Origin of the sequence: Streptomyces sp. NBC_00820, assembly GCF_036347055.1 — a bacterium.
Classification (GTDB): Bacteria; Actinomycetota; Actinomycetes; order Streptomycetales; family Streptomycetaceae; genus Streptomyces.
In genome coordinates this window covers 8,051,327-8,063,359 of sequence record NZ_CP108882.1, presented here as the reverse complement: position 1 = coordinate 8,063,359, position 12,033 = coordinate 8,051,327, and the positions used below count along the sequence as shown (strand labels likewise).

The following is a 12,033-nucleotide window of genomic DNA, read 5'->3' as shown; positions in this document are numbered from 1 at the left end:
GGGTTGTCGAGCACCCCGGACAAGAGGGTGGACGACGATGGAAGGGGGCCGGGTGCCCGGGATGGGGGCAACGCCCGACTCCCCTAAAAGACCAGCGCCCCGAGGTGCCGGTCGGTCTCGTTGTCTCCCCACCGTCGCACACCCGCGCGCCGCACCGCGAGGCCCCCTGCACGGAGAGACCGCTCACACGAGTCCGGCGCCCTCGGCCTCTGCCCGCCCACTGGCCCGGCCGAAGCGAACACTTTGCGTACCTGCAGCGTGCACGGCGCCAGCCTTCGCCGCTTCGCTGGATCCGGCGTCTTTGGCGCACGCCGTTCGGCGCTGGCTACCAGAGCCTGCGCGGCAAACTCACCGCGGAGCAGCTGGACGCACTCCGGTGCCGGTGTGCGTGGCAGCACCCGGGCACATGCTGAGGGGCCGACCACTGTGGTCGGCCCCTCAGCATGCTTCGGCGTGCGACGCAGCTGCAGCCGCGCTTTCTCATGCTCGACCAGCCCGCCCAGCCTCACTGCGACAGCCGCGCTGAGGGAGATTGATCCGCGGTGGAACATCCCCTGGTCGGTGCCCTTGGACTGGAGTGAGCAGCGGCGTAGTACCACGGGGTGGGCCTCATGACTTTCCTTTTTCGGCACACCCCGTGGTCATTTGTTGCGGTCTTACGCGGGAGGCAGGCCCGGAAGCACCGTCCCGGTGTATGCAGCGAGCACGCTCCCCAGGGCTCCACTGACCACGGGCGAGTTGAGGATGCCGATGATGGAACCGCCCCAACGCTGGAGCCTGCTGGGGTCGGGAGAGCCGTTGGCGGCCTCGGTTTCGAGACGCGTGGCGAGCTGGGTGAACTCGAGGGCGTCTTCTTCCGGCAGTTCCAAGGCAGGCGCGGCCTGACGCAGTGCGCGGGCGAGCATGACGACTGCCGCAGGGTCGATGCCGTCCTTGTTGGTCGTGGCGTTCATGGTGAAGTCACGGCTGTTCGCGGCGATGTTGCCCGTGTTCTCGCCGATGTTGAACGTCGTGTTGCCGGTGCTGTTTCGACGCTCGTACGCGCTCACGTCGCCGTCAAAGTGCTCCACGCAGTCCTGCCCTTCAGCCGTAATCTCAGCTCGTACGGGCCCTTCGGTTTGTCCCGTCTCGGTTCCTGTGATCAATGCCTTGGCGAGGAGGTAGGCGCTGGCACGATCGATCTCCTCCAGCGTCAGTCGACCTCCCTCGTGGAGCGAGTGCGGGGACTGAAGGACTCCCTCCACAACGGGGTAGCCCGCGCCATCGTTCTTCTGCTCCCACAACCAGGTCAGCAGGCCTTTGCGTGCAGTGGCACTGCGCGCTCGGGGGTCAGCGCGCCGACGTAGGCGTTCCTGTACCCATTCCATTCCTCGTGGGGTCAGATTGGCCGCTGGATCACCCATCCCGGCGTAACGATCGCTCAGCAGCCCCCAGTCTTTGCACGTCAGCAGGAGTCGGTGGGACTGCTGCTCATCGAGACCGTGCTGTTCGCCGAAGGCAGTGATCGTCACGTACTCCGTCGAGTTCGCGACCGTCTGTTCGTGGACCCACTCCACAAGCGGCTCATGTAGGGCAACAAAGTCGATGGCCATGGGCCGGCTCCTTGCTCAGTGGTGCAGAGCTCTTAAGCGTAGAACTCACCACTGACACCAAGGTCCAGGGCGGGCGCTGCTCCGGTCAACGGTGGCCGCCCTGCCGTCCGCGCCCCTGGCGGGGTGCGGGGATGGTCTGCCGGTGGTGTGCGGGGGCGGCGGATTCGGCGGGGGCGGGCTGCCTGCCCGCGACGAGCAACCCAGCGCCCGGAACACGGCCGCGGAGCGCATGACGGTCCAGTAGGGCGCGGCCTCCGACAGGGCCTCGCCCACAGCGCGGGGCTTCACCTCGGCAACGCGCTCGTGCACGTCTTCAGGATCTGGCTCGGTGTCTAGTTCCCGTCCAGGTACTCAGCCCGAGCGCGGCGGACAGCCTTGGCCGTTGGTTCTGCATTGCCAGCGAGGTACCGCAGGTGCCCTACTCTGGGGCCGCATGAGCACTGCAGTGGCGATATCTGAGGCGATAACCGACGCCCAACGGGCGGAGGCGCAGGCGCTGTTTGAGGGTTCGTTCCATGACATCGCCCCCACTGCGGTCCCGAAGGTGAAGCACGATCCCCTCTACGCGCCACTGGTGCTGTGCTACCGCGACCCCGGCACCGGCGAGCTCGCAGGGGCTGCCCTCACGTGCAGGTCACAGGTCGCAGTCTCCATGACGATGATGCGGCGACCGGAGTACGCGCCGGTCATGGACCTGCACAGCGAACTGGACCTCATGGCAGTCGTGCCCGCCTTTCGGGGACGGGGCATCGGGGGCATGCTGATCCGGGCAATGGAGGATCGGCTGAGGCTGCGAGGTGTCCGGAGCTGGTTCGGCAACGCCACGAGAGATCTGGAGACCACGAAGCTCCGCGAGTTCTACACCCGGCACGGCTTCACGGTGCTCCCCGACGGGCAGCCCCTGCCTGACCTGCTGGGCAGATCGTGGGCGCTTCCCACCGCCGAACAGCCCGCGTTCTTCTTCTACAAACAGATCAAGAGGGGCTGAGACCGTGGACTGCCTCTCCGCCGCATCCAGCCTCGTTGCCGCCCCGCTCAGAATCGAGCGGCTGTCCGCTGTGGCCGCACATTCCATGAACCCGTTACCGGTGTAGCCGGTGGTCGGATATTTGAGGATGCCACGCCCATCGGCGCTCCGAGTCGCTCTGGTCGCCGCGCAGACGACGTGGTCGTACCTGTCCCGAATCGCTGGCCGCTACGGCTTGGACCGCGGCGCACTGCTGTCGCTGTGGACTTGGTCAGGTTTGCGGCCGCGGGACGAGGCCGGTCCGCGCGAGGATGCCGAGGTGATGCTGAACCCGGTCGGCCGGCAGTTGCTGGCCCGACTGGGCGGGGTCGGTGAGGCTGCGTGGCCGAACACAGCGGCAGGACGGTGGAAGGTCGCGTCGGCCGGAGAGTACGGGCCGGTGGCGTATGGCTGTCGGCTGTGCACGGCGGCGCGCACCGGTCACGACACCGTGGTGGTCCGGTACGTGGCACCGTGGCAGCGGGTCTGTGCCCGCCATCAGAGGTGGATGCAGACCTGCGGGGACGGGCACCGGCACCGCAACCTCGACCTGCGGGCGAGCCCGGAGGTTGCCGCGGCGCAGCGGGACTGGCCGAAGGTCGCCCGGACCGCGGCCGCGGCCGGCGCCGATCCGGGGCGGGTGTTCGCTCTCACCCACGCGGTGGTGTGTGCGTGGTGGGAGCAGGCCCTGGGGTGGGAGCGGGAGCGGATCTGGCCGGCCCGGCTGCATGCGGTCGCCGGAGGTGACGCGGGACCGCGGTTTTGGTGGTGGCGAGTGGTCACCCGCGACGCGGTGACGTTCCCCGAGACCGTCACCCTCGCCGCCGTGCTACTCGACCCCGGGGTGCAGGAACGGATCTGGGACGATCACGGGCGCGGCGGACCGGTACGCCCCTTCCGGCCGGACGGGGCGTTCTTCCGCAAACTCGCAGTACTGCTGGAGCGGCCCTGGCTGGCCAAGTGCGAACAGGCTGCGGAGCGTGGGCTGGTGCTGGAAGGCCCACTGCATGCCGGACCGCTGCTGGACTGCATGGGCGCGTTCACCCGCATCCGGCGCGGACAGCACAGCAGCACTCCAAAGGGTACGGGCTGGATCCGTGGTGGCTGCGCGCGGAGCACCGCCCCGCCTCGGCCCGGGTTCAACTGCGCGCCCTGGCCGAACGAGTTGCGGCCGCACGCCACGCCGGTGAGGACCGCGCTGCCCGGCCCGGTGGCGGTACGTTCGCGGCCCGTCGGCTGTTCCGCGACCGGGACGGGCGCGCCACCACTGCGTACTACCGCGCCCGGTGACCGTACTGGTCCCGGCGCGGCTGGCGGAGCGGGCCCTCACTCCCCCGTGGGCGGAGCCACAGCCGGCACAGCGACGGCCCGGGCCGCGGCATGGACCACGCGTTCATACTCCTCGTCGCCCAGGAGGATCGGCAGGCCGAGCATGGTGGCCCAGCAACTGCGACCTCTTCGGGCGCGTCGTCGCCGTGCCGCCGGTACAGCGCCCTTCCCCGGGTAATCGGGGTGAAGATCATGCGGCCGGATGCGCGCCCGGTCGGCAACGTCATCGGCGGAGCGAGGCGAGGCGCTGCGCGCTGTGGAGGTTGGCTGATTTCGGCGGTTCGCGCGCGTGGGCGCGCTTGAGTGGAGCGCATGATCGACGAGCATCACCCGCCGGCCGCTGGCAGCACTGCCTTGCCCGCATCGCCATGGCAGAGCGCGGGAGCGCAGGGTGGTGCGCGGGCCGCAGTGGAGACAGGTACTCAGGTATCCGGTCCGGCAGACGGAGGATGTGACCAGTCGCCGCTCGTGGCGGTCCGAAAGCCGGCTGGTGCATCCGGGGACTTCGCCGGGCTGCCGGGCGAACTGTCGGATGGTGAGACGACCGCGGATTTACCGGTCGGGATCGGCGACCGGCTGGAGGCTCGGTTCGTTGACCAGGCGGGAACCGAGCAGAGGACGTTGTGGCTGGAGGCCGCGCGTGGTGTCTGCTTGGAGGAGTGCGTCCCGGTGCGGAGGTTCCCGGTGCGGCACGGCAAGCGGATGGCGCCGGGGTGGTGGTGGTCGGCGACCAACGGACGACTGGTGCACTACGGGTCCGGGGTCATGCGGACCCAGGTGATGCTGCTGGACTGGGATCCTTCGGTCGTGGCCGTTGCGTGCCGCCCGGTGGAACTTGCCTGGTCTGAGCGTGACGGGGGCTGGGTGCGGCACTCACCGCATCTGATGGCCCGGCTCGCGGACGGCAGGGGTCTGCTTGCGGACTGCGCAGGGCACGGCGACATCTCTCCGCGCCTGTCCTGTCGGGCGGCGGTGATGGAGGCTGCCGCCGCGGCGGCGGGGTGGCAGTACCGGGTTCTGCGGCCCCCGGATCCGGTTCTGGCGGCCAATCTGCGCTGGCTGGCCGGGTACCGGCACCCCCGCTACAAGGGCGGAAAACTGGCCAGGCGCGCGGCCGAGGCATTCCGGCGGCCGCGGCCCCTGATCGAGGGGGTGCATGAACTCGGCGACCCGATCCAGGTCTTCCCGGTGGTCTTCCACGCACTGTGGCACGGCGACTTGTCGGCTCCACTCGGCGTGCCCCTGCACGAGCGGGTGACCGTGACTGCGGTTGCCCGAGGGCGGGGGCAGGGATGAGCGGCACGGTACTGGAGCCCGGAGCTCAGGTGCGCTTCGCGAAGCGGACCTGGACGGTCGTCATGCTGGAAGGCCTGTCCGTAAAGCTTATCGACGCGGACAACTCCGTCGCCACGGTCCTGGTGAACTACCTCTTCGCCGACCCCGACTTCGAAGTGGTGGGCTCCCCGCGGCGCAGCGTGCCGCCGTTCGGGCTCCTGGAGGAACTGCCGGAGCACGTGCGCGAGCAAGCGTACGCCTGGGAGCGGCACGTGCGCGAGGTGGAGACCGGGTACCCCGTTCCGGGACAGGACCAGGTGCCGCGGGCCGAGTTCGATCCGGCCCTGCGCAGCATGGCGGAGCGGGAGGAGGCCAAGGCCGCCGAGCTGACGGCGGCCGGGCAGCCGGCCAGTGCGGTGACGGTGCGGCGGATGCGGGCTCGCTACCGGGAGCAGGGCCTGTGGGGGTTGGTGGACGGCCGGGCTGCCCGGCGGCGCTCGCCGGTGGGGCGCGCGGACGAGCGAGTGGTCGCCGCGATCGAGCAGGCACTCCAGGCTCAGCGGGAGCGGTCGACCGGGACGCTGAGCCGGCTGCGGCGCACCGTCGGCTGGATCCTGGAGGACGCCCACGGCGCGGGGGCGGTGAAGGTACCGCCTGCCTCGACGTTCAACCGGCTGGTGCACGCCCTCGCAGACCGTCAGGGGCTGCTGGGAACCGCGGCGCAGCGGCGCCGTCATTCCTCACGGCCGGCTCCTCCGTTCACCCCGACGGTGGCGTTGCGGCCCGGTGAGCTGGTGATGCTGGACAGCACGCCTTTGGACGTGATGGTGGTCCTGACCGACGGGGTGGTGGGTAAGGCCGAGTTGACCATCGCGCTGGATGTGGCGACGCGCAGTATCTGTGCGACCGTTCTGCGGCCGATGGGCACAGGGTCGGTGGACGCGGCGATTCTGCTGGCGCAGATGGTGACGCCCATGCGGATGCGCCCTGGGTGGGAAGAGGCGCTGGCGATATCGCGGTCGGTCATCCCCTACGAGCGGCTGGTGTCTCTGGACGCGCGGCTGGAGGGGGCGGCGGCCCGTCCGGTGATCATGCCGGAGACGGTGGTCGTCGACCAGGGCCGGGTGTTCGTCTCCGCCTCGTTCGTCGCGGCGTGCGACAGCTTGGGGGTGTCGGTGCAGCCGGCGCCTCCGGCCAACGGCCCGGCCAAGGGAAATGTCGAGCGGATGTTCCGCACCATCGGCGACCGGTTCTCCCAGTACGTGGCCGGTTACACCGGCTCCGACGTCACTCAGCGCGGCTCTCACGTCGAGGACGAGGCGTGCTGGACGCTGCCGCAGGTGCAGGATCTGCTGGAGGAGTGGCTGGTCGCGGACTGGCAGCACCGTCGGCACGCATCCCTGCGACATCCTCTGGCCCCGAAGCTCGCGGTGTCGCCGAACGAGATGTGGGCCGCGCTGGTCGGCGTGACCGGCTATGTGCCGGTGCTGCTCAGCGAAGACGACTATGTCGAGCTCATGCCGGTCAAGCGGGTGGGCATCAACGATTACGGCATCCGCTTCGACTATCGCACCTACGACCATGAGGTCCTCAACCCGCACCGCGGGTTCCAGTCGACGGCCCCGGACGGAATGTGGGAGGTGCACCACAACCCTTATGACCCCCAGCAGATTTGGGTGCGGCTGCCTGGCGGGTGGGAGGAGGTGCCCTGGATCCACAAGGAGCGAGTAAGCCTGCCCTTCACCGACTTCACCTGGCGGCACATCCGCGCGACCGTCGAGCGCCGCGGCGACCGCGACGAGCACGAGCAACAGCTCGCCCAGGCCTTGGACCGTCTCCTGCGGCGGGCCGGTAACGGGGAAGGCACCCGCCGCGAGCGGACCGTCGCGGCACGCGCCAGCGCTGCAGCCTCCCTCGCCGGGCCCGCCCCAAACCAGCAGGAGCCGCCCGCCCCCCTCATGGCCCCGACCCTCTCCTATGGCCTGGTCGGCGCCTTCACCCCAGCAAGCCTGGATGCGCCCGACGACGAAGAGTTCGAGGACGGCTGGGACGAGGACGAAGACCCGCTCGGCACATCAGACGATGCAGGCGATGACCCCGCCGGAGACGAACACCCATCCGGGCGGGCCGCAGTCCCCCGCCCGTCGCGGATCTACGATGCCCGCCAGGAGGCAACCCAGTGGTAGCAGTCCCCGAGGCCGGTCCCGTCCCGGACGAGGAGCAGCAGATGGCGGCCTATGCGCCGCCGACCACGCGGGAGGGCTGGCAGCAGTTCGTCGGCACTCCCCCGCTGAAGCCCCCGCCCACCGGGGACGAGGACTGGTCGCTTAAGGAACGCCTGGACTACCACTCCCGGTTCGTCGTCCTGACCACCCCGGCGATGGAGCGCATCTCGCTGTCGGTGCGGCGGCTTATGCTCCTCAACCGCCGCCAACAGGGCACCGCGCGCCGCGGGCTGATCGTGTCCGGGCCGCCCACCACCGGCAAGACCACCACCCTGCTGGAAATGGGCCGTACCTTCGAACTCGCCGAGCAGCGCCGCCACCCCGGCCGCACCGACCGCCTGCCCGTGGTGTTCCTGGCGGTGCCGCCCGCCTCCACTCCCAAGATGCTGGTATCGGAGTTCGCCCGGTTCCTCGGCATCCCCATCGCGGCCCGGATGAACCAGGCGCAGATCACCGACGCCGTCTGCCACCTGCTGTGCCAGCTGGGCACCGCGCTGGTCCTCGTCGACGATGTCCATCTGCTCGACACCCGCACCCGGGCCGGCGCGGAGACCTCCGACCAGATGAAGCACCTAGGCGAGAGGATTCCGGCGACCTTCGTCTACGCAGGCGTCGACGTCGAGGCATCCCCCCTGCTGAACGGGCCGCGCGGCGCACAGTTGGCAGGCCGCTTCACCTTGGTCCGCAACACCGCCCTGTCCTGCGGCACCGCCGAACAGCGCGCCGTCTGGTTGGACCTGGTCACCGACATGGAAAACGCCCTGCACCTGCGCCGCCACACTGGGGGCACTCTGGCCCGGCACGCCGACTACCTCCACCAGCGCACCGGCGGAGTCATGGGAAGCCTCTCCCACCTCATCCGTGAAGCCGCCCTCACCGCTCTCCTCGACGGCAGCGAAAAGATCACCAAACGGCTCCTGGCCGGCATCCAGCTCGACATCCGCGCGGAGCAGCAAGCCCGCCCGCCCCGAAAACGCCTCCCGCGCCCCCGCAACAACGGCACTGGTTCCTGACGAGGCGGACCAGCGGTGAAGAAGACCACCAGCCCTTTGATGGAACCTGCCGTCAGGGATTATTCGCAGCCACCACAGCGCGAGCAGAACAAACTACCCTTTCACAGAGCGTCTTTGGGAGCGGTGCGTGTCGCTCCGCTGAACGGTGAGACGACGCTGTCGTTCATGAGCAGAGTCGCCTCCCGGTACAGGATCACGGCCAAAGAGCTCATCGGCGCGCTCGTGGACGTGGGGCGGCGGCCCAATCTGTTCACGGTGCGGCCCGACGGCGAAGTGGTCTTCAACGCCGAGGCCCGGGCGGTGGTCGCCGCTTTCTGCCGCATGCCCGAAGAACACCTGCACCGTGCCCTGCCAGCCTGGGGCAGGGACGTCCCTTCGAGCAGGCTCGGCAGCGAGCCGGCCGCCTGGGTCCGCACCGCAGCCACGATCCCGCCGACCGGCCCCGGATGCCGGGCCTGCACCGCGACCGCCACACGAGGCCGGGAGGAAGCACGCCGCTACCTGCTGCCGCACGGCCGGGTATGCGTCAAGCACCAGTGCTGGATGCTGGAAGCACCCGTCGTCGACGGGGCAGCGGCCGTCCCCGGGCAGCTGGACCTGCGGTATGTGCCGCAGAACGGGGCGGCCCAGCGCCGTCATGTACGGCTGCTGCGGCGCTCTGCGCACGCCGGCGAAGCATTCACCGTGGCGCAGGCAATCATGGCTTCGTGGTGGGACGAGCCTTGGCCGGAAGAGATCCTCTGGCCCGATCGGCTGCGGCTGATGGCACCCGGCAACGACCTCGCTTGGCGTGCAGCGGCGCGGGATGCGGTGACCTACCCCGAAGCCGTCACGCTGGCCGCGGCCCTCGCCGACCCGAGCCTGCAGCAGCGGCTACTCGATGACGCGGGGCGGCATCAGCCGCACGCGCTCGCCGATGTCCCCAGCCTCGTGGACGAACTGGCTCGGCGCCTTAAGCGGCCATGGATCGCCGGTCGCCTCAGCGCCCTCACGACAGGCCCGCTGAACGCCTGGGTACGCGCCTGCGTACGCACGCAGGCTGGGCACAAGCCGAAAACACGCAGCATGTGGCACGTCTCCCCGCCCCACCGGCCCGCACCGATCACCCGGCTCCTGGCCGAAACCCGACCCGTCGACGAAGCGCCCGGAAAAACGGAGTCGGAGGGGGCGCCGGCCCCAGACGTGGCCGAGACCGCCCAGGGGTTCGCGCGCGGCCTGCGCCACGCCCGCACCTACGCCACCGAACACGGCCACCTCTGCATTCCTTACCGGTACGAAAAGGACGGGTTCCAACTCGGCCTGTGGCTGGCCAACCAGCGCGCCGCAGGCCCCCAGCTCTCCCCCGAGCGCAGCCAGGCCCTGGCCGCTCTTGACCCGTGGTGGAATCCTGCGTGGAGCACACTGTGGCAGCGCATCTACCTGCGCGCACGACGGCTGCTGGACTCAGGCACCGACATCAGCCCCAAGCAGGGCTTCCCCGGCACCAGCGAGAATCTCGGCACCTGGCTGTACCAGCAGTGCCAGGTCTACAGCAGCCTCCACCCCCAGCAGCGCAGACTACTGGCACAGATCGGCATCAGCGCCGAAGCCGCCCGCCACGCACTGCCGCGGCGTCGCAACCTCGCCGAGGCCCGTGACCAGGGCCTGACCAACGCACGCGCCTACTGGAAGCAGCACGGGCACCTTTGTGCGAGCTCTGCTGATACGTACGCCGGCTTCCCCATCGGCCAATGGCTGACCAACCTCCGCGTACGCGCCCGACGCGGCATTCTCGATCCCGCCCTCACACAGCAGCTGGACGCAATGGATCCGTGGTGGGCACCGCCCTGGCCCTCCGACTGGCAGCGAGCCTGCTACACGGTGACCGAACTCGTCCGCTCCGGCCACCCCCTCGACCCCGAAAGCGCCTTTGCAGCCTTCAACGACGAACTCGGTCAATGGCTATACACCCAATGTGTGTCCTACCCCGGCTTGGCAGTGGAACAGCGCCGACAGCTCGCGGCCGTCGGACTGACTGAGCAGACTGTCCAAACCGCCCGCCCCAACCCCGCCACCCACAGGCCGTCCCTGGAGACCGGTCTCTACTACGCCCGCTCCTACGCGGCACTGCACGGCGACCTCAACGCATCACCCTCCGACCGGCACGAGGGCTTCCCCGTCGGAGGCTGGCTGGCCCGCCAGCGGCACCAGGCCGGCCTTCACACCGCCAAGTTCGCCGCACCCTACCCGGCCGACCCGCTGCTGGCCGCCGTCGACCCATGGTGGAACCCACCATGGAACGGGGACTGGCAGATCAACCACCGCGCCGCCCGCAAACTCGTCGAGAACGGGATCAAATTCCTCCCTGCACAAGGCTTCCCCGGCACCCCCGACTGGACTGGGCAGTGGCTCTACACCCAGTGCGTCGCCTACCAGAACCTCCACCCGGGGCAGCAACACAGGCTCACTCAACTCGGCATCACCGCCACCAATGCCCCCACCGCACGGCCCCGTCGCGTCACCCAGCAAGCATCATTCGACACCGGCCTTGCACACGCCCGCTCCTACGCCGCCCAACACGGACACCTCGCCGTGCCCAGAAGCGCGAACCACCACGGCTACCGGCTGGGGACATGGCTCGCCCACCAACGCAAGCGGGCTGCCAACGGCCGACTCCCCCACCACCGCGCCGAGGCCCTCGCCGTCCTTGACTCATGGTGGAACCCATCCTGGGGTCTACCATGGCAAGTCACCTACCATGCCGTCAGGAACGAGATCCACGGCCACGTTCTGAACGCGGCCGCAGGTTTCCCCGGACTTCCTCCAGCCGCCACCAGATGGCTGCTCACCCAGTGCATCAACTATGACGACCTCCACCCGGGCCAGCAGGAACTCCTGACCGGCCTCGGCATAACACCCCAGGACGCACACGCCGCCCGCCCCCAGCAGGAAACACGCACGCGCCGCAGAACCGGCGCCAGCCGGTCGCGCCCCACAACCGTCTCCTCGTCCATCGACGGCGGCCTGCCCTACGCCCGCTCCTACGCACACACTCACGGCGGACTCGGCACCGCCCACTACACCACCGAACACGACGGATTCCCCCTGGGCTGGTGGCTGTACGAGCAGCGCAAACGCGCCGTCGCCCACCTACGCCGCACTGGCCTGCCCTGGCCCCACGACACACAGCTCACCGCACTCGACCCATGGTGGAACCCACCCTGGCGGGTCTCCTGGAACCACAGCTATCACCAAGCCCACGCCCACCACACCGCCGGCCACGCCTTCCCCGGCACGACCACTAAATGGATCCGTACCCAGCAGCGCGCCTGGAATCAGCTCCACCCCCACCAACAACACCTCCTGAGCACCCTCGGCATCCACGAATCCACACCCCTGATCAGCTACAACAGCCGCCCAACGAAAGTGACCGGCCAACCAATAGAACTGACCAATGGACCTACGGCCACCCCGAAGCAGGAAACCCACAGCTCACAGACCCCGCCCAGCCCCAGCCCGCAAGCAACGTCAAGCCCCTCGCCACCACAGAGCACACCGCCAGCCCCAACCAGCCAACTGATCAGCCCAGCTCAACACCCCGGACACTGATCAGA

General features: G+C 69.4%; 7 protein-coding genes. 6 read left to right on the top strand and 1 reads right to left on the bottom strand.

The genetic code is table 11. From position 1 onward, the window contains the following. Positions 1-656: 656 nt before the first annotated feature. A complete protein-coding gene (locus tag OIB37_RS36025; protein WP_330455443.1) occupies positions 657-1,592 on the bottom strand; it encodes a hypothetical protein in 936 nt (311 codons plus the stop codon). A 433-nt stretch (positions 1,593-2,025) separates the two neighbouring features. On the opposite strand from OIB37_RS36025, the gene OIB37_RS36020 reads away from it, so the two are divergent. The 6 genes from OIB37_RS36020 (at position 2,026) to OIB37_RS35995 (ending at position 12,028) form a co-directional block, all read left to right on the top strand. Then, positions 2,026-2,580, top strand: coding sequence for a GNAT family N-acetyltransferase (locus OIB37_RS36020; protein WP_079155150.1), 555 nt, complete (start codon positions 2,026-2,028; stop codon positions 2,578-2,580). A 301-nt stretch (positions 2,581-2,881) separates the two neighbouring features. After that, entirely contained in the window at positions 2,882-4,105 is a 1,224-nt protein-coding gene (locus tag OIB37_RS36015; RefSeq protein ID WP_330455444.1) for a hypothetical protein, read from the top strand. 134 nt (positions 4,106-4,239) lie between these two features. After that, positions 4,240-5,223, top strand: a complete 984-nt coding sequence (locus tag OIB37_RS36010; RefSeq protein ID WP_330455445.1) for a TnsA-like heteromeric transposase endonuclease subunit — start codon at positions 4,240-4,242, stop codon at positions 5,221-5,223. Continuing rightward, positions 5,220-7,388 (top strand): transposase, encoded by a 2,169-nt coding sequence (locus OIB37_RS36005; protein ID WP_330455446.1) that lies wholly within the window; start codon positions 5,220-5,222, stop codon positions 7,386-7,388. The genes OIB37_RS36010 and OIB37_RS36005 overlap by 4 nt, the downstream gene beginning before the upstream one ends. Before the next feature lie 41 nt (positions 7,389-7,429). Beyond that, entirely contained in the window at positions 7,430-8,440 is a 1,011-nt protein-coding gene (locus OIB37_RS36000) for a TniB family NTP-binding protein (protein ID WP_330461738.1), read from the top strand. Positions 8,441-8,605: 165 nt separating this feature from the next. Next, complete coding sequence (locus OIB37_RS35995; RefSeq protein WP_330455447.1) at positions 8,606-12,028, top strand: helicase associated domain-containing protein; 3,423 nt, start codon at positions 8,606-8,608, stop codon at positions 12,026-12,028. The last annotated feature ends 5 nt before the right edge of the window (positions 12,029-12,033 follow it).

Excerpts from the sequence above, each read along its gene's own strand:
- OIB37_RS36025 (WP_330455443.1), bottom strand. The coding sequence starts at position 1,592 with ATGGCCATCGACTTTGTTGCCCTACATGAGCCGCTTGTGGAGTGGGTC.
- OIB37_RS36020 (WP_079155150.1), top strand. The coding sequence starts at position 2,026 with ATGAGCACTGCAGTGGCGATATCTGAGGCGATAACCGACGCCCAACGG.
- OIB37_RS36015 (WP_330455444.1), top strand. The coding sequence starts at position 2,882 with ATGCTGAACCCGGTCGGCCGGCAGTTGCTGGCCCGACTGGGCGGGGTC.
- OIB37_RS36010 (WP_330455445.1), top strand. The coding sequence starts at position 4,240 with ATGATCGACGAGCATCACCCGCCGGCCGCTGGCAGCACTGCCTTGCCC.
- OIB37_RS36005 (WP_330455446.1), top strand. The coding sequence starts at position 5,220 with ATGAGCGGCACGGTACTGGAGCCCGGAGCTCAGGTGCGCTTCGCGAAG.
- OIB37_RS36000 (WP_330461738.1), top strand. The coding sequence starts at position 7,430 with ATGGCGGCCTATGCGCCGCCGACCACGCGGGAGGGCTGGCAGCAGTTC.
- OIB37_RS35995 (WP_330455447.1), top strand. The coding sequence starts at position 8,606 with ATGAGCAGAGTCGCCTCCCGGTACAGGATCACGGCCAAAGAGCTCATC.